Origin of the sequence: Veillonella magna (genome assembly GCF_959600285.1) — a bacterium.
Taxonomy (GTDB): domain Bacteria; phylum Bacillota; class Negativicutes; order Veillonellales; family Veillonellaceae; genus Veillonella_A; species Veillonella_A magna.
Window position 1 is genome coordinate 56269 of sequence record NZ_CAUGKU010000006.1, and the last position, 18867, is coordinate 75135.

General features: G+C 43.3%; 18 protein-coding genes. All 18 read left to right on the forward strand.

Annotated elements, in window-relative coordinates:
* The first annotated feature begins 127 nt into the window (after positions 1 to 127).
* The 18 genes from infC to Q5873_RS04780 all read left to right on the forward strand — a co-directional run bounded on the left by infC (position 128) and on the right by Q5873_RS04780 (position 18597).
* Positions 128 to 685 carry a translation initiation factor IF-3 gene (gene infC, locus Q5873_RS04695; RefSeq protein ID WP_303059536.1) on the forward strand — a complete coding sequence of 186 codons (558 nt, stop codon included), beginning with the start codon at positions 128 to 130 and terminating at the stop codon, positions 683 to 685.
* A gap of 19 nt (positions 686 to 704) precedes the next feature.
* Positions 705 to 902: a 50S ribosomal protein L35 gene (gene rpmI / locus Q5873_RS04700; RefSeq protein WP_006555054.1), complete on the forward strand. Its 198-nt coding sequence runs from the start codon at positions 705 to 707 to the stop codon at positions 900 to 902.
* Positions 903 to 951: 49 nt separating this feature from the next.
* Entirely contained in the window at positions 952 to 1302 is a 351-nt protein-coding gene (gene rplT / locus Q5873_RS04705) for a 50S ribosomal protein L20 (protein WP_028255626.1), read from the forward strand.
* 140 nt (positions 1303 to 1442) lie between these two features.
* The gene (locus Q5873_RS04710) at positions 1443 to 1631 is read left to right on the forward strand and encodes a 4-oxalocrotonate tautomerase (RefSeq protein ID WP_028255627.1); all 189 of its coding nucleotides are present in this window, start codon (positions 1443 to 1445) and stop codon (positions 1629 to 1631) included.
* Positions 1632 to 1715: 84 nt separating this feature from the next.
* Entirely contained in the window at positions 1716 to 3170 is a 1455-nt protein-coding gene (gene guaB, locus Q5873_RS04715; protein WP_028255628.1) for an IMP dehydrogenase, read from the forward strand.
* Positions 3171 to 3188: 18 nt separating this feature from the next.
* A complete protein-coding gene (locus tag Q5873_RS04720; protein WP_303059540.1) occupies positions 3189 to 3914 on the forward strand; it encodes a WecB/TagA/CpsF family glycosyltransferase in 726 nt (241 codons plus the stop codon).
* Positions 3915 to 3928: 14 nt separating this feature from the next.
* Positions 3929 to 4570 (forward strand): phosphatidylserine decarboxylase family protein, encoded by a 642-nt coding sequence (locus Q5873_RS04725; protein WP_205087387.1) that lies wholly within the window; start codon positions 3929 to 3931, stop codon positions 4568 to 4570.
* Positions 4563 to 5234: a CDP-diacylglycerol--serine O-phosphatidyltransferase gene (gene pssA / locus Q5873_RS04730; protein ID WP_303059542.1), complete on the forward strand. Its 672-nt coding sequence runs from the start codon at positions 4563 to 4565 to the stop codon at positions 5232 to 5234. Before Q5873_RS04725 ends, pssA begins: the two co-directional genes overlap by 8 nt.
* A gap of 16 nt (positions 5235 to 5250) precedes the next feature.
* Entirely contained in the window at positions 5251 to 6510 is a 1260-nt protein-coding gene (locus Q5873_RS04735) for a glycosyltransferase family 2 protein (protein ID WP_303059544.1), read from the forward strand.
* Positions 6511 to 6587: 77 nt separating this feature from the next.
* Complete coding sequence (gene surE, locus Q5873_RS04740) at positions 6588 to 7358, forward strand: 5'/3'-nucleotidase SurE (RefSeq protein WP_288300833.1); 771 nt, start codon at positions 6588 to 6590, stop codon at positions 7356 to 7358.
* A 90-nt stretch (positions 7359 to 7448) separates the two neighbouring features.
* Positions 7449 to 8030, forward strand: a complete 582-nt coding sequence (locus Q5873_RS04745; RefSeq protein WP_051245861.1) for a phosphatase PAP2 family protein — start codon at positions 7449 to 7451, stop codon at positions 8028 to 8030.
* Between the two features lie 5 nt (positions 8031 to 8035).
* A complete protein-coding gene (locus Q5873_RS04750; RefSeq protein ID WP_288189956.1) occupies positions 8036 to 8746 on the forward strand; it encodes a TVP38/TMEM64 family protein in 711 nt (236 codons plus the stop codon).
* A 126-nt stretch (positions 8747 to 8872) separates the two neighbouring features.
* The gene (locus Q5873_RS04755; protein ID WP_303059548.1) at positions 8873 to 10066 is read left to right on the forward strand and encodes an aminotransferase-like domain-containing protein; all 1194 of its coding nucleotides are present in this window, start codon (positions 8873 to 8875) and stop codon (positions 10064 to 10066) included.
* A 236-nt stretch (positions 10067 to 10302) separates the two neighbouring features.
* Positions 10303 to 11130 carry an Mrp/NBP35 family ATP-binding protein gene (locus Q5873_RS04760; RefSeq protein WP_028255636.1) on the forward strand — a complete coding sequence of 276 codons (828 nt, stop codon included), beginning with the start codon at positions 10303 to 10305 and terminating at the stop codon, positions 11128 to 11130.
* A gap of 145 nt (positions 11131 to 11275) precedes the next feature.
* Complete coding sequence (locus Q5873_RS04765; protein ID WP_028255637.1) at positions 11276 to 12676, forward strand: anion permease; 1401 nt, start codon at positions 11276 to 11278, stop codon at positions 12674 to 12676.
* 226 nt (positions 12677 to 12902) lie between these two features.
* Positions 12903 to 14183 (forward strand): M18 family aminopeptidase, encoded by a 1281-nt coding sequence (locus tag Q5873_RS04770; RefSeq protein ID WP_303059551.1) that lies wholly within the window; start codon positions 12903 to 12905, stop codon positions 14181 to 14183.
* Positions 14184 to 14192: 9 nt separating this feature from the next.
* Positions 14193 to 14879, forward strand: a complete 687-nt coding sequence (locus tag Q5873_RS04775) for a hypothetical protein (RefSeq protein WP_205087380.1) — start codon at positions 14193 to 14195, stop codon at positions 14877 to 14879.
* A gap of 268 nt (positions 14880 to 15147) precedes the next feature.
* A complete protein-coding gene (locus tag Q5873_RS04780) occupies positions 15148 to 18597 on the forward strand; it encodes a pyruvate carboxylase (protein ID WP_303059553.1) in 3450 nt (1149 codons plus the stop codon).
* Positions 18598 to 18867 lie beyond the last annotated feature (270 nt).

The following is an 18867-nucleotide window of genomic DNA, read 5'->3' on the forward strand; positions in this document are numbered from 1 at the left end:
AAAAGACATCTTGACAGCAAGAGAAAAGTGTATTACCATATATGAGTACTAACTAAGAAGTAGAGGCCATCCGCTTCTCACCTTTTGCCATGAAGCAATAGGTTATTATATTACGATGAGTCAACGGATGGCGTATGCTGTCCGTTTTATTTATTTTGTGGAGGTGACTATCATTAGCAAGGATACGCCGCGTATTAATGAAGAAATTCGCGCCCGTGAAGTTCGTGTGGTGAGTGCTGATAACGAGCAGTTGGGTATTATGTCTGCAAGAGAGGCGTTGGCTTTGGCAGAGGAGCATCAGTTGGATCTTGTCGAAGTAGCACCGAACGGCAAACCACCTGTTTGTCGTATTATGAATTATGGCAAATATCGTTATGAACAGCAGAAACGTGAAAAGGAAGCGAAGAAGAAACAAAAAACATTTACCTTGAAGGAAGTGAAACTTCGTCCGCATATTGAAGATCATGATTTTTATGTGAAGATGAAGAATGCGTCCAAGTTCATTGGTGAGGGAAACAAGGTGAAAGTTACCATCATGTTCCGCGGACGTGAGCTAAGCCACCCCGAATTAGGACATAATGTATTAACCCGATTTGCTGAGGAATTGGCAGAACAAGCTGTTGTTGAAAAAGCGGCTAAGCTTGAAGGGCGAAACATGACGATGATATTAGCAAAGAAAGGTTAATTGAGGAGGATTATTAATTATGCCAAAGATTAAAACCCGCCGTGCAGCGGCTAAACGTTTTGTACCGACAGGTAGCGGTGAATTCAAACGCGCTAAAGCGTTCAAGAGCCATATCTTGGAAAAGAAATCTCCGGCTCGTAAACGCAATCTTCGCAAGGCTACTTTGGTAAGCAAAGCTGATTACAAACGCGTAGCTAAATGCTTACCGTACGCTTAAGATTGAATCTAATCGTTAATTCGTAGAGTAATGGAGGATATAGATAATAATGGCTAGAGTAAAAAAGGGCGTTACCGCTCATGCACGTCATAAGAAAATTTTAAAATTAGCTAAAGGTTATCGCGGAACCCGCAGCCGCTTATTCAAAAAAGCTAACGAAACGGTAATGAAGGCATTGTATTATGCTCGTCGTGACCGTCGCGCTAAGAAACGTGAATTCCGTAAATTATGGATTGCTCGTATCAACGCAGCAAGCCGCATGAACGGATTGAGCTACAGCCGTTTCATCGCTGGTCTTACTAAGGCTGGCGTAGAAGTTAACCGTAAGATGTTAGCTGACCTTGCTGTAAACGACGCTGTTGCATTTGCTAAGCTCGTTGAAGTAGCTAAAAACGCATAAGAAACTAGTAGAGTTGTAACCATAGGTTACAACTCTATTTCTATATATGAGCCCTCTTTTTCTATATACAGATTAGGAGATTTCGCTTATAATAAGGGAATAGAATTTATTTCTCTTTATTAATGATGGAGGTAATGGATATGCCAATCATTCATGTAGAATTAGTAGAAGGTCGTACGAAGGAACAGAAGAAACAGTTAGGGGAAGCAATTACGAAAGCAACTGTTGATATCGTAAAGGTACCGGTAGAAGCAGTAAAGGTTATCTTTGTTGATATGAAAGCCGATGAATTTATGGAAGGCGGCGTTTTACGTTCCGAACGTAAATAGAATATAGGAAGATGTTGATTACAGCGCTGCTATACAGCGCTTGCACACGGAAGGCGTATTGAAGTAAGGAGAAAGGAAGTTACCATGAGAGAAGATAAGTTTGGTCTACGGGGCTTGACTTTTGACGATGTGCTGTTGGTTCCGGCAGCATCAGATGTATTGCCACATGAAGTGGATTTAACTACGTATTTGACACGCGACATTAAATTAAATATTCCGATGATCAGTTCCGGTATGGATACTGTTACGGAATCCAAGATGGCTATCGCTATGGCACGTGAAGGCGGCCTCGGTGTTATCCATAAAAATATGTCGATAGAAGAGCAGGCCCATGAGGTCGACAAAGTAAAGCGCTCAGAGCATGGTATCATAGTTGATCCCATTTATCTTAGTCCGCAGAATTTATTATCCGATGCGGAAGAATTGATGAAGAAATACTCCATTTCCGGTGTGCCGATTACAGTAAACGGTAAACTTGTTGGTATTATTACTAACCGCGACTTGCGTTTTGAAAGCAATTTGGCGCGACCTATTGGCGAAGTAATGACACACGAAAATCTAATTACGGCGCCGGTAGGAACATCGTTAGAAAAGGCAAAGGAAATTTTGCGTGCTCACCGTATCGAAAAATTGCCGTTAGTAGATGGAGACGGAAACCTCAAAGGGTTAATTACTATTAAAGATATTGAAAAAGCAACAAAATATCCTAATTCTGCTAAAGATGGTAGCGGACGTCTTTTGGTTGGTGCTGCTGTCGGTGTAAGTAAGGATTTGTACGATCGCATGGATGCATTGGTAGCAGCCAAGGTCGATGTATTGATTGTTGATACGGCACATGGTCATTCTGCCGGCGTACTCCGTACGTTAAAGGAACTGAAAAAAGCAGTACCGCATGTTCCGGTTATTGCCGGAAATGTGGCTACCGCAGCCGGTACAGAAGCATTGATTGAAGCCGGTGCAGATGCGGTTAAGGTGGGTATCGGCCCTGGTTCCATCTGTACGACTCGTGTTATTGCGGGTATCGGTGTTCCACAGATAACCGCTGTATATGAAAGTGCTAAAGTGGCACATCGGTATGGTATTCCGATTATTGCCGATGGCGGTATAAAATACTCCGGAGATATTGCCAAAGCCATTGCTGCCGGTGCTCAAGTAGTTATGATGGGGAATATTTTGGCCGGTACGGAAGAAAGTCCGGGTGAAACAGTGATTTATCAAGGACGTAGCTATAAGGTATATCGTGGTATGGGTAGCTTGGGCGCTATGAAGCTTGGTAGTAAGGATCGTTACTTCCAGTCGGAAGCAAAAAAATTAGTGCCGGAAGGCATTGAAGGCCGTGTACCATACAAGGGAATTGCGGCTGATACAATTTTCCAAATGGTAGGTGGGTTGCGAGCAAGCATGGGATATTGCGGCTGCCATACTATCGAAGAAATGATGAATAATACACAGTTTATCCAAATTACAGCTGCCGGTTTGAAGGAAAGCCATCCGCATGATGTAAGTATCACGGTAGAGGCACCGAATTACAGCGGCTGATAGATGAGGTGTAAGGTTTTGCGTAAACAAGTAGACGTGTTAGGCGTACCTGTTGACGTAGTGACCATGAAGGAAGCAATTCAGCGTGTACAATATATGTATGAAGAGCCGGGGCTACATTTAGTAGCCACGGCTAACGCTGAAATGGTCATGTTAGCGCGACGGGATAAAGAATTACATACGATATTAAGCAATGCGGCATTAGTTGTGGCAGACGGTGCCGGCGTGCTTTGGGCCGGTGAACAGAAAGGACAACATTTCCCTGAAAGGGTAGCCGGTTGTGATTTGTCGATGGCATTGCTTGCTGAAGCGGCTAAACGGAGAACACCGGTATATTGTTTAGGGGCGGCTCCGGGAGTGGCTGAACAGGCGATTCGCAATGTAGAAAAAAAAGTAGGTTCATTGGTCGTAGTCGGTACTCATTCCGGCTTTTTTGATGACCGAGAAGAGGCACGTATTATAGATGCTATTGCCCAAAGCGGTGCTAAGCTGGTACTGGTAGCGCTGGGTGTGCCTAAGCAAGAAAAATGGATTAGCCAGAAGCTGGCACATTTGGATGGTGTGGTAGCTATTGGCATAGGTGGGTCGTTTGATGTTATGGCCGGTGTAGTAAAACGAGCACCGTTGTGGATGCAACGCAATCGTATTGAGTGGCTGTATCGCTTGGCTAAGCAGCCGCAACGCATCTTGCGGATGTTGGCGTTACCGCGGTTTATGTGGGCCGTATTAACAGCAAAAAAATAGAGAGGTGGTGCGCGATGCCCACAGGGATTATTGTAAAAGAAGGGTATCCGTTCATAGGGATTACTTTTCTTGTTACTTTTCTTGTCGGATATTTTGTTTCGGTATACGTAGCAATTATTCCTTTCATATTAGCTTGTTTTTTTACTTTTTTCTTCCGCAGTCCTAAGCGACAAATTCCGGAGGATCCCAATGTATTGGTTTCTCCTGCGGACGGGAAGGTGATGGATGTATCCGAAGTGTATGAAGATACATTTCTTGGCACTGAATGCAAAAAGGTAACTATTTTCTTATCCGTGTTCGATGTGCATGTCAATCGGGCACCGATGGCAGGTCGGATTACCTTTAGACAATATACATGCGGCGGATTTTTACCGGCGTATAAATCCTCGGTAGGTTATGAAAATGAACGTCATTCTATTGGGATTGACAATGGGCGTATATCTATTTTGGTGACACAAATTGCGGGCTTGTTAGCGCGGCGTATTGTGTCTTGGACTGATTTGGATAGCAACCTGGAAAAGGGGCAGCTTTACGGTATGATTAAGTTCGGTTCCTGTACGGAGCTCTTTGTACCAAAAAACGTGACGATTTGCGTTAAAAAGGGAGATCATGTTAAGGGCGGAGAAACTATTGTCGGGAGGCTGAACGATGAATAAATCAATTTTTCCAAACCTATTTACCGGTGCTAATTTAGCATTTGGTGTTATCGGTATTACATTTTCGGCGCAAGGTAACTTTACGGCAGCTGCTGTCTGCGTATTTTTATCATTGCTGGCTGATGGCTGTGACGGGCGTGTGGCTCGAGCATTAGGCGTGTCCGGGCCGATGGGTCGTGAGCTAGATTCCTTAGCCGATGTAGTCGGCTTTGGTGTTGCTCCTGCGTTTATGCTATTTGCTCGTGAGCTTACAGAATATGGTTGGCTAGGCTATGTACCACTTTTGGTATTCTCTGTCTTAGGCGCTTTCCGTCTGGCACGCTTTAATATTATGGCGGATGATGTACATGGGTACTTTTTAGGATTGCCAATTCCGGCAGCCGGTTGTATGGCAGCTGCGTATGTATTGAGTGGTATTCACATACCGGCATGGCTATTGATGATAGCTATGATTGTTGTGGGGTATTTGATGGTAAGTAATGTCCATCATCCTGATTTTAAAGGTAAAGGTGCTGATCCGGTGCATATGCCGGCGTTACTTATTGTAGCTGTATTAGCAGTGATTGCATTGGTTCTTGATTGGCACTCCTGGCCGGTATTGATTTTTTCGTTATATGCGGTATTTGGTATTTGCAATACTGTAATTACACTAATGAAACAGTAAGGGGCGGAGGACGTAAATGGATTACCTTCTTGACCTTGTCATGATTCCGTTACAAGTAATTATTGTATTTTATACAATTTATTATTTTATATTAGCGGTATTCGGAATGTGGCGAAGAAAAGAGAAAAAGCAATATGCGCCTAAAAACTCATTTGCAATTATTGTCTGTGCACATAATGAAGAAGCTGTTGTAGGACAATTGGTGGAAAATCTGCGAATTTTACGCTATCCTAAAGAGCTGTACGATATTTTTGTAGTCGCTGATAACTGTACCGATAAAACAGCCGAGGTAGCTGCTAAAGCCGGTGCTACCGTATATGAACGCTCCAATGATAAAGAAGTAGGTAAAGGGTATGCCATGGGCTGGATGTTTGATCGTGTTTTTGCCATGAAGCGTACATATGATGCTTTTGTTATTTTTGATGCCGATAATTTGGTGCATCCTAATTTCCTTTTGGAAATGAATAATCACTTGGAAAAAGGCGAACCTGTTATTCAAGGGTATCTGAATGCTAAAAATCCGACAGATACTTGGGTAGCCGGGACATTTGCCATTGCCTTTTGGATGGTAAACCATATGTGGCATTTGGCAAAGTATAATCTTGGCTTATCCACGGCTCTCGGTGGTACAGGAATGTGCATTCGTACCGACATTATTCGTGACTACGGTTGGGATTGTAACTGTTTGACAGAAGACATGGAATTTTCTATGAAACTGTTGATCCACGGTGTAAAGACAACGTGGGCTCATGATGCAATTGTGTATGATGAAAAACCGTTGGGGTTTATGCAATCCTGGCGACAACGTAAGCGTTGGGCACAAGGCCATTTTGATTGTGGAGAACGGTATATTCCCAAACTATTTATCGAAGGCATTAAGCAAGGCAATTATCGTATTTTGGATGGAATTATCCAAATTAGTCAGCCTTATTTCTTATTGCTGTCAGCGTTCTATTTGATTATGACCTATATCAATGCCTTTGTGCCGGTGTATACGAATATTATTTATCAAATATTGCCGGTTACAGTATGGACAATTATTGGTATCGGGCAGTATTTGTTCCCTCTGATTGTATTGGCAACGATTAAGGTTCCGCCTAAAGTGTGGTTGTACTATCTGGTATATCCGATTTTTATGTACACCTGGGTACCGGTAACTTTCTTGGGATATTTGAATCGTCATGATAAAGTGTGGGCGCATACGCAGCATACGCGAGGAGTGGCTTTGGGTGAAGTGAAACTCACGCGTATGGGTGATGTAGATAAAGATAAGTAAAGAGAAATGTATACGTAAAAATAACCGGAGCCAGTTATGACCCGGTTATTTTTGTACAATAAAAGAAAGGTGATGGAATGCATATTTTAGTAAGTAATGATGATGGTATTATGGCTCCGGGGATTATAGCGTTGGCAGATAGGCTGGCACAGAAACATCGTGTTACGGTTGTGGCACCGGAGAAGGAGCAGAGTGCAAAATCGCATGCGTTGACAATTCATAATCCCGTACAGCTTATTGAAATGAATGGAGAGGGGGTAAACCCTCGGCGCTATGCATTAACGGGGACTCCAACGGATTGTGTTAAATTTGCACTTTCCTATTTATTAAAGGATGATAAACCTGATTTGGTAGTATCCGGCATAAATAATGGATTCAATCTCGGATCCGATGCGTTGTATTCCGGTACGGTAGGGGCCGGTATGGAAGGGCTTTTCTTCGGTGTCCCTGGGTTGGCTGTATCTGTGGAAAAATTTTCCGAAGAACGAGGAAAAGAAATTATTCCTTTCGTATGTGACTTCATTGAAGAAGTTTTTGAACATCAGGGCTATTACGGTATGTTGAATATGAACTTCCCGCTTACGGGATGCTGTGATTGGGAGCATTGCGACGTAGTCAATCAGGGTCTCATGCCTTATGATGGTATTGTACGCCGAGAGGAATTACCGGATGGCAGAGTGCAATACCACATAGGGGGCAGTCTTGTTTTTAAAGGAGAAGATCGTCCTACCGATGTAACCTCTATTAAAGAGGGACGGATTACTGTTGTGGCGTTGGGATGGCAGCAACAGGATCAAGGTGGAACGGAAATTGTTTCGACGATGGTAACTGCTAAAAAGAAGGCATAATTGGTTCACTGTATTTTCATTTATAATACATATAATAGAAAAACAGGTGAAGTATGCCTGTAAACGAGTAGTGTAGCGAGGCAATTACATATGGAATATTTGGTAGCACTGGATTATCAGTGGTTTCAGGTGATCAACGGATGGGCCAATCATTATAGAATTCTCGATGCGGCTATGGTATTTTTTACTAAATTGGGTATTCCGTTGATGCTATTGTATTTAGCATCTCTGGTAGTACGAGGTGATAATGCGGAAAAACGTTTACGCAATAGAACCACTGTTATGGTGGCGTTGTGTGCCGCCGTTTTGGCTTTGGCAATTAATGGTATACTAGCACAGCTATTCTTTAGAGATCGGCCATTTATTGATCATGCTGTCAATCTTTTGGTATATCATGATGCAACGTCGTCGTGGCCGTCCAATCATGCCGCAATTTCGGCAGCCATGGCTATGTCGCTTTGTTTTAGGCGGCGTTGGGGTGCGCGCGTTTGTACTACCATCGCGGTATTGGTAGCATTGTCGCGGGTATATGTGGGAGTACATTACCCAATGGATATAATCAGTGGCTTTATTATTGGTATTGTCGCGTCGTTTATTATCATCAGTATCAGTGAAAAGCTAGAGCATTTGCTAATACGATTGCAATCACATTATGAAAAGCAAGGGAGTTAAGGAGTATGTCGGGGAAACGAGAAAAACGGACGGAAACATGGATACGGATAGGTTTCGCTGTAGCAGTTATTGTGTTGCTGATCGGGATTGAAGTTATCAAACCCGGATTTTATCGAGAAATGGCAGACTTGGCGGTTACCGGAGATGTGAAGCATATAGCGGCCGTATTGCAAAGTTATGGCCCGATGGCTATGGTCATCAGTTTTGTGTTAGACGTATTCATTAACGCGGTTGGCGTACTGCCGTCTATTTTTTTCTCTACCGCTAACGGACTGGTATTCGGGTTAGTTCCAGGCATTATTATCTCGTGGCTGGCAGAAACGGTCGGTGTCGTTATTAGTTTTGTCATCATGCGGTACTTTCTTCGTGAGTCGGCCTTGACATTAATACAGAAGAGTAAATTTCTTCTGAAAGTAGATGATTTTAGCGATAAAAACGGACTGATGGTCATGCTGTTCGCAAGAGCTATTCCGTATTTCCCCAGTGGCCTTATCACTGCATTGGGGGCGGTAAGTCGTATTAGCTTACGTGATTATATCATTGCCAATCTTATTGGTAAGTTTCCCTCCACTGCCTTGGAGGTAGTCGTCGGTCATGATGCGGTCATGTTTCATGAGCACATGAATCGTCTCGGTGTGGTTGCTGTGGTAGCAACTGCGGCTTACGGACTACTGTGGTATTTGTATCGTCGCTATCGCAAGGCGAGAGAAGAATAAAATATAGGTAAGTAGTTAAGAGAGTGTAACTTTGCGTGACACTCTCTTTTTGTGTATAATGGGATACATCTGTAGGGTCGCTTTAGAGCGACATGGTAGTAAACAGTAGGAGAGAGGTAGTAACATATGAAATTTAAATTACCGAAAAAATCAATGCACAAAGGTCCAAACTTTATCCGTGAAGTATTTGAACGCGGAGCGGGTATACCGGGATTTATCAGCTTCGGCATTGGAAATCCCGCATCGGAAGCAATTCCTGTTAAAGAAATTCAAAAGGCCTTTGATGAAATAGTTCATACAAATCCAATTGAAATTTTGCAATACGGTCCTATGCAGGGGGATGCTCATCTGGCAGAGCTTACGCGGCAGCGCTTAATTAATGTGCGACATATGCCGGCAGAAGGACAATCTATCTTAATTTCTATTGGTGCCGGGCAGGATTTGGGATTAGTGCCTCGCACTATATGTGAAGACGGCGACGAAGTGTATATGGATGCTTATACTTTTACCAGCGGCATTAACGCAGTGCGGAATTGCGGCGCAGTACCGGTAGGCATCGCTATGGATGAAAAGGGCATGATTCCGGAAGCGCTTGAAAAGGCGGCAAAGTCGGGAAAGGGTAAATACATTTATTTAATTCCTAACTTCCAAAATCCGACAGGTATTACCATGCCGTTAGAACGTCGTCGCGCTATTTATGACATCGCGCGGACGTATGATTTGTTGATTTATGAAGATGATCCGTATGGTGAAATCCGCTTTACTGATGAAGTTGTACCGACATTTAAATCGATGGATGAAGATAATCGCGTCATTTATGCCGGATCTTATTCCAAGACTGTATCCGCAGGTTTGCGGGTAGGCTTCTTATATGGACCGGAAGAAATTATCGGAGCCATTCAGATGGTAAAGAATAATTGCGATGGTCAAATGCCGCTGGTAACACAGCGGGTTGTGGCTCATCTATTAGATACGATAGACTATGATGAACAGATAAAAAAAGTAGCCCGAGTATATAAGGAAAAATGCGATTTAATGTTGGATACATTTAAAAAGTATGGCAGCAGTAAGGTGCGTTTTACAACGCCGACGGGAGGCATGTTCGTATGGATGACCATGCCGGATGGCGTAGATTGCGATGTTTTCTTTGAAACCTGTATGGAACATAAGGTAGGGATTGTGAAAGGTGCTGCTTTTGCTGCTGATGGAATTCCGGCAGGTCAATCCTTCCGATTAAGCTTTACCTTCCCATCGAAGGAGCAAATCGTGGAAGGCATGAAGATTGTAGGAGCGCTGACAAAAGAAGTATGTGGCGATTGAGCGAATTTGATTATATTTATAAATTTTGATTAACTGATAGTTAATGACAGCAGAATAAGAATAATCGGTAGTTTTCATAAGGTAGTTATACCAATATTGAAAATTATCGATTATTTTTTTAGTTTGCTTTTGATGGATATTGAAGATTTACAATGGGTATGATAGAATAACATGCGTGGGAGCATGTGCTCCGGATATAAAAATAGTTACATACTTGATGAAAGTAGGTGTTTATAATGGCTTGTGGTAGTTCGGGCGGATGCAGCGGTTGTTCTTCTGCATCGACATGCGGTAGTGCACAGCAACAGCCGCAGGATTTAACAGCAAAGTTGAATCCGTTAAGTAGTGTTAAACATGTAATCGGTGTCGTTAGTGGTAAAGGCGGCGTAGGTAAATCCTTAGTGACTAGTATGCTTGCTATTTCCATGGCGCGTAAAGGCTATAAAGTTGGTATTCTTGATGCGGATATTACCGGTCCGTCGATTCCTAAAGTATTCGGCGTAAAAGGTAAAGCACGTGTTGATGAAGCCGGCATGTATCCATTACCGTCCAAAGGCGGCATTGATATTATGTCAGTTAACCTATTATTGGAAAACGAAACAGATCCGGTGTTATGGCGTGGTCCTATCGTTGGTAATGTGGTTAAACAATTTTATACCGATGTGATTTGGCAGGATTTGGACTATTTGTTTGTAGATATGCCACCGGGAACCGGTGACGTAGCTATTACCGTATACCAGTCCTTGCAGTTAGATGGTATTGTGGTTGTTACTTCCCCGCAGGATTTGGTAGCCATGATTGTAGAAAAAGCCGTGAAGATGGCGGACCTTATGCAGGTTCCGATTATCGGTGTGGTGGAAAACTTCTCGTATTTCCATTGCCCAGACAATGGCAAAGATTACAAAATTTTCGGGGACAGCCATATCGATGAAGTGCTGAAACGGTATAATTTGTTGTTAATGGCACGACTTCCTATCAATCCGGATATTGCCGCATTATGTGATGCCGGCAAGCTTGAAGACATTGAAAAGACCGGCTTGGAAGATGTCGTATTGCCTCAATAATAGGTAAGTAGGTGTAGAGAGGGGAGACTCAGGGGGATACTAGGTAGGATATGTACCTGCCTGCGTCTTTGATGCAGGCAGGTTTTTTTAGTGGGTGGATAGTAACTCGTTATGTTTTCTAAGTAGAAAAGGGGCGCAGAACTATATGAAGAAGTATCTATCGTGGATTATTCCCATCGTAGTAGGTGTGGGCATTTGGTTTACACCGGTACCGGATGGATTAAAGCCACAAGCATGGCACTTGTTTGCTATATTTGCAGGTACTATTTTAGGATTTATTTTACAACCACTCCCGATTGGGGCATTATCGATTATCAGTATTGTAGTAGCCGGATTGACGAATACCTTGAAAATCAATGAAGGATTATCTGGATTCTCCAATGCTGCTATTTGGCTGATTGTAGCAGCCTTTCTATTTTCGCGTGGCTTTATCAAAACAGGTTTAGGGAAACGTATCGCCTATTCATTGATTAAAGCCGTCGGTAGTAGTTCCTTGAAATTGTCGTACGCATTGGTGTTAAGCGATTTGATTTTATCGCCGGCTACACCGTCTAATACAGCTCGTGCCGGTGGGGTAATTTTCCCGATAACAAAAAGCTTGGCATCTGCCTTTGGGTCGGAACCGGGTAGTACAGCTCGTAAAATTGGGGCATACTTGATTCAGGTTATTTATCAAGGTAATACGATTACCTCGGCTATGTTCATGACTTCCATGGCTGGTAATACGTTGGTTGCTTCTTTGATTGCTGAGTCCTTCGGCATGGAAATGACATGGGGCATGTGGGCTATGGCTGCTATTGTTCCCGGTATTGTTGCCTTAATCGTTATGCCGTTTATTCTTTACAAGGTATATCCGCCGGAATTGAAGGATACACGCGACATCCAGAAGATGATTGGTAAAGAATTAGCAGATCTGGGACCTATGTCCTACGGTGAAAAGGTTATGCTTGGCGTATTTATCTTGTCGTTGATTCTTTGGGCTACCGGACAATTCACACATATCAATGCTACGGTAGTTGCTTTGCTTGGCGTATCGATCCTGCTTGTTACTAAGGTATTGGAATGGAAAGACGTAACGGAAGAAAAAGGTGGCTGGGATACCTTAATTTGGATGGGCACCATGATGGCGTTAGCATCCTTCTTAACAAAGCTTGGTTTTATTCCTTGGTTTGCTAAAATTGTGGGAGCACAAGTAGCCGGAACCAGCTGGTTTGTAGCCTTCTTGATTTTGGTACTGGTATATACCTATTCGCATTATCTTTTTGCCAGTCTTACCGTTCATATTTCGGCCATGTATGTTGTATTCGTTGCTGTAGCAATCAGCGCCGGAGCACCGCCGTACTTGGCTATGTTGGCCTTGGCATTCTTCTCGAACTTGTGTATGTCCTTGACACATTATGCAGCCGGGCCGTCGCCGGTTTGCTTTAATGCCGGGTATGTACCGCAAAATACGTGGTGGCGCTTAGGCTTTATGGCATCGGTGATTAACCTTGTTATTTGGCTTGGTATCGGCTCTGTATGGTGGAAAGTATTGGGCTTGTGGTAATGGGTTTGATTACCCCCTCTATGGGCACATAAATAATCAGACGTAAAAGAGCTATCCTTCAATGGATTTTCCTCGGAGGATAGCTCTTTTTTGTTGTGATTCAATCACTATTAGTAGCGTGTCTCTCTTATTCGCTAATTATATAGAAGAGGGTGCTGTTTTGGTTGCAACTGTAGATGTGATATAATAAAGGCAATATAATACTAATTATAACGGAGGTGCGAGAATGACAACAGCAGAGCATCTGTTAACATTTATAAAGCAGAGCACATCACCCTATCATACGGTGAGCAGTGCCGCCAATATACTGGAAGAAAATGGATTTAAAGAATTGGCTTTGAATGAAGAATGGCATTTGTCTGAAGGTAGTTATTATGTGAAGGTATACGGAACGACACTGTTTGCTTTTCATATCGGTCGTCGGGTGCGTTCTTCCATGCGCATTGCCTCGGCTCATACCGATTTCCCGGCTATACGCGTAAAACCGAATCCTATCAGTAAGGAAAAAGAATATGGTAAGCTGAATGTCGAAACGTATGGAGGATTGATTTTAAATACATGGCTGGATCGACCTTTGTCAATGGCCGGTGCCGTTGTATGCCGTGGAGCATCACCATTCTCTCCGGTACAATATTTGATTGATATGAAAAGGCCGTTGTTTACAATTCCTAATTTGGCCATTCATATGAATCGAGCCATGAATGATGGCGTAGCGCTCAATCGTCAGAAAGATATGTTACCGTTGGCTATGATGTGCGGTGATGAAACACCGACGGAAAAACAATGGATGGAAGTCTTGGGAAATGAAATCGGCTGTGCGCCGGAAGATATTTTATCCTATGAATTAACATTGTATCCGGCAGAGGATGGATGTATTTTGGGTTTACAAAATGAGTTTATCAGTTCTCCACGCCTTGATAATCTGACATCTTGCGTGGCATGTTTGACAGGTATCACGGAAGCGGCTCAGGCAAAAGCCGAAGGATTGCGTGTGATTGCTCTCTTCGATAATGAAGAGGTAGGCAGCCGTACGAAACAAGGCGGTGCTTCCATGATATTACCGACTATAATCCATCGTATTTACGATGCCTTGGGATTATCGGCGGAGGCATGTCGTGCCGATATAAGCGGAGGATTTATGGTTTCTGCCGATGTAGCTCATGCATATCATCCCAATCACGGTGAAAAAAATGATATTACCAATGTACCGATTTTAAACGGTGGGGTAGTATTAAAAATTGCTGCCAGTCAATCCTATGCCGGTGATGCAATGGCGCTGGCTACGGTTCGTGATTTATGTGAAACAAACGACATACCATGGCAGCGTTATGTAAATCGTTCAGATATTCCCGGCGGCTCTACGGTAGGGTCCATTTCTTCAGCTATGTTGACGATGCGTACCATGGATGTGGGGGTTGCGTTATTGGCCATGCATTCTGCACGAGAAACTATGGGGATACAAGACCAGGCTGCATTAAATTCATTGATGAAGGCATTTTTACGATAGGTGATATACATGCTGGATACATATGTTGGATTTATTTCACATGGTCTGGAAACATGGCAAGGGCAGGGCTTGATTGTGTTACTGTTTTTTCTCGCCGGTTTTACTACCGCATTATTGCCGGAAACAGTAGCGACGATTTTACCGCGCTTGGCCGGACATGTGTATAAACGTATTTATTTCGCAGTGGGGATGGTTATTTCAGTTATCGGTATCGGAGTGGTGTCTTCTTGGATATTGGGACCTTCGATAATTGGCAAAGGCGCCTATTATTTATGGAGTGCATTACTGGTGGCGATGGCATTGCAGTGTTTTGAGTGGGTTGCTTTTATTCATCCGGCTCCGTTAGGAGGGCTTCGTACGGCACGACGGACGGAGAGAAAAAGTTCTACCGCACAACGCCTCTTATCTATTATGGTACAAGGTATCCGTGTGGGTGCGACGTGGCGGTATGACCGGTTGCCTATTTATATTTGGCTTATTGCCGGGATTGCTTTGGTGGGGTGGCGTCTGGCATCACTTATGACGATTGCCTTTATTTTAGGTGATATAATACCGATTTTCTGGCTGACCAATCGGATGGAACGATTGGCCGGTTTGGTGACTAAACCTGATTATCGAAGAGGGATTCGCCTCTTTAAACGGTTGATGGGGATTATTATGTTACTGGAAGCATTGTATTTTGTTGGTCATGTATAAGGCAAGTATGACAAATATATATGATTGACAGAAGATGATTAAAATAGATAGAAATCATATAAAAAATGGGGAATGTAAGCCGTATTGATAGTATACGGAATAGACATCCCCCTTTTTCTGTCTTGCTCTGCTGGAAAATACCGGTTTTTGACGTATATGCAGATAAATTAATGGACAATTGACTGCCAACGGTGTAGGATTAAAGGTAGGTTTGAGGCCATCTCCTAAGTGAGGATGGGGGAAGGCTGTTTCGTGAGGAGGAAAGACCATGAAAGAAATAAAATCTGTATTGGTAGCGAACCGCGGTGAAATTGCGATTCGCGTATTCCGTGCGTGTAATGAAATGGGCATTCGGACAGTAGCTATCTATTCGAAGGAAGATGCTCTTTCCTTACATCGAAATCAAGCGGATGAAGCGTATTTGGTAGGCCGTGGTAAGAAACCTGTTGATGCCTATTTGGATATCGAAGATATTATCCGCATTGCACACGAACATGATGTAGATGCTATTCATCCGGGTTACGGGTTCCTGTCTGAAAATGCAAAATTTGCCAGACGCTGTAAGGAAGAAGGCATTATTTTTATCGGACCGAATGTAGAACATTTGGAAATGTTTGGTGATAAAGTAAATGCTCGTATCCAGGCTAAGCTAGCTAATATTCCTATGATTCCTGGCAGTGATGGTCCGTTAAAAGATTTTGATGAATTAGAAGCATTCGCTAAAACGCATGGCTTCCCGCTGATGATTAAAGCAGTAAACGGCGGCGGTGGTCGCGGTATGCGTGCCGTGTCTCGGATGGAAGAACTACGGGATGCATACGATCGTGCTAAATCAGAAGCTAAGATGGCTTTTGGCGATGATGATGTATATGTTGAAAAGTTAATTGTAGAACCAAAACATATTGAAGTGCAGGTTATTGGGGATACGCATGGCAATGTAGTTCATCTCCATGAACGTGACTGTTCCGTACAGCGCCGTCACCAAAAGGTTGTCGAAATGGCACCGGCCTTTGCCGTACCCGTGGAAACACGTCAAAAAATATGTGATGCAGCAGTTCAGATTATGAAAAATGTGCATTATGTAGGGGCTGGTACTGTAGAATTTTTGGTAACCAACGATGGTAATTTTTATTTTATCGAAGTTAACCCGCGTATTCAGGTAGAACATACAATTACCGAAATGGTTACCGGTATCGATATCGTACATACGCAAATTCGTGTAGCCGAAGGATATTCCTTACACGATAAAGAAGTCGGTGTGCCGGAACAGAAGGATATTCGTTGTGATGGACAGGCAATCCAGTGCCGTATTACAACAGAAGATCCAAGTAATAACTTTATGCCTGACACCGGTAAGTTGTTAGCTTATCGCAGTAGCGGTGGCTTTGGTATTCGTCTTGACGGTGGTAATGCCTTTACGGGATCGGTTATTACACCGTATTATGATTCTTTGTTAGTGAAAGCGTCCTCTTGGGCTTTGACACCGAAGGAAGCTATTAACAAGATGCTTCGCTGTTTACGTGAGTTCCGTATTCGTGGTGTTAAAACGAACATTCACTTCTTGACAAATGTATTGGAAAGTCCTGAATTCCAGGCCGGTACTTGTAATGTAAACTTCATTGATGAACATCCGGAACTGTTTGTGTTCAAACAAGAACGTGACCGTGGTACGAAGATGTTACGCTATATTGCGGATGTTACTGTAAATGGGTATGCCGGTACGGGTAAACAGGAGTTACCTGATTTTGAACCGATTCAGTTACCGCCGACACTGGCTATCGAACCGCCGCGCGGAACCAAACAGCGCTTTGATGAATTGGGACCGGAAAAATTTGCGCAATGGTTAATGAAGGAAAAACAAGTCTACTTTACGGATACTACGTGGCGTGATGCTCATCAATCCTTATTTGCTACGCGTTTGCGCACAGCCGATATGGCTCGTGTTGCCGGTGAAGCAGCGCGCGGTGTACCGAATCTGTTTTCCTTGGAATGCTGGGGCGGCGCAACCTTTGATGTAGCTTATCGATTCCTTCATGAAGATCCGTGGGAACGACTTCACATGTTCCGCAAAGAAGTACCGAATGTACTTTTACAAATGTTGTTGCGCGGTGCTAATGCTGTTGGTTATACCAGCTATCCGGATAATGTAGTGCGCAAATTTATTCAGCTGGCCGCTAAAAACGGGGTAGATGTATTCCGCGTATTTGATAGCTTAAACAGTTTGGACAACATGCATGTTGCTATTGATGAAGTTCGTAGTCAGAATAAATTGGCTGAAGTATCTTTGTGTTATACCGGAGATATTTTAGATGCATCTCGTCCTAAATATAATTTGGCTTACTATGTAAATATGGCGAAGGAACTTGCCAATGCAGGGGCTAATATTATCGCTATCAAGGATATGGCAGGCTTGTTGAAACCACAGGCTGCGTATAACTTGGTATCCGCTTTGAAAGATGCTGTTGATTTGCCGATTCACTTACATACACATGAAGGGGCCGGCAATGCTATTTATACCTATGGTCGTGCTATTGATGCAGGCGTAGATGTAGTCGATGTAGCCTACTCGGCATTTGCTAATGGCACTAGCCAACCGAGTATGAATTCCTTGTATTATGGTTTAACAGGTCATGAACGCCAGCCGTCTATGGATGTGGACTACATGGAAAGCATGTCCCACTATTTTGCATCAATTCGTCCATACTATAAAGGGGTAGACCACACCTCTCCGTTTCCGAGCACAGAAGTGTATCAGCATGAAATGCCGGGCGGACAATTTTCAAATTTGCAGCAGCAGGCTAAGAGTGTAGGCCTTGGCGATCGGTGGCCGGAAATTAAGAAGGTATACCATCAGGTCAGCATGATGTTCGGCGATATTATCAAGGTAACTCCGTCTTCTAAGGTTGTTGGTGATATGACGTTGTATATGGTGCAAAATGGTTTGACCGAACAAGATATCTACGAGAAAGGTGAAACCTTGGACTTCCCGCAATCGGTAGTGGAATTCTTCGAAGGGCGTTTGGGTGTGCCGTATCAAGGATTCCCGGAAAAATTGCAAAAGATTGTATTGAAAGGGAAACAGCCGTTAACGCAGCGCCCGGGGGCAGCATTACAACCGGTAGACTTTGAGGATGTACGCAAGAAACTAGCTGATATGGGTGCCGGCACTACCGATGAAGATGTGATTGCTTATTGTTTATATCCGAAGGTATTCAGCGATTATGTAGAATTTACCAAGGATTACGGTGATATTTCCGTACTGGATACGCCGACATTCTTCTTCGGGATGCGTCGTGGTGAGGCGATTCACGTTGTCATTGAAAAAGGTAAGATGCTCATCATTAAATTGATTCACGTTAGCGAAGCCGATGAAGATGGCAAGCGTATAGTAAGCTTTGAATTTAACGGTCAGCCCCGTGATATCAAGATTCAGGATAAACACGTTAAGACCACCGGCGTAGTTCGTCATAAAGCAGATAAGACGCAGCCGGGCGAAATCGGTGCCACCTTGTCGGGATCCGTTGTTAAGATTTTGGTTAAAAACGGACAGGCTGTTGTAAAAGGAGAACCGCTTATCGTTACAGAAGCTATGAAGATGGAAACAACGATTACTTCTCCTATCGACGGTTTGGTTGGTGAAGTATATGTTCGTGAAGGCAGTCGTATCGAAAGTGGCGATTGTCTCATGAAGATTGAAGATAAAGGCAGTCAGCAGTAATTGGTACTATTACTTTATAGTACATATAGGTTGCCAGACTATGTAATTAATTGCTATATGCGAATGATAGACTGTTAATTTGTATTTAGCCGGAGCAGCTCTTCAGGGTAAGATATACCCTGAAGAGCTGTTTTTAGTTTTCTTACGGATTATAGAGGGACTACTTAATAAACGGAGCAATATGTTGTATAATAAATGGATGAATGTAGATACTGTATTTTATAATGCCCTGCAGTGGTGATGGCTACAAGCCGTAGTAGGAAGGAGTCA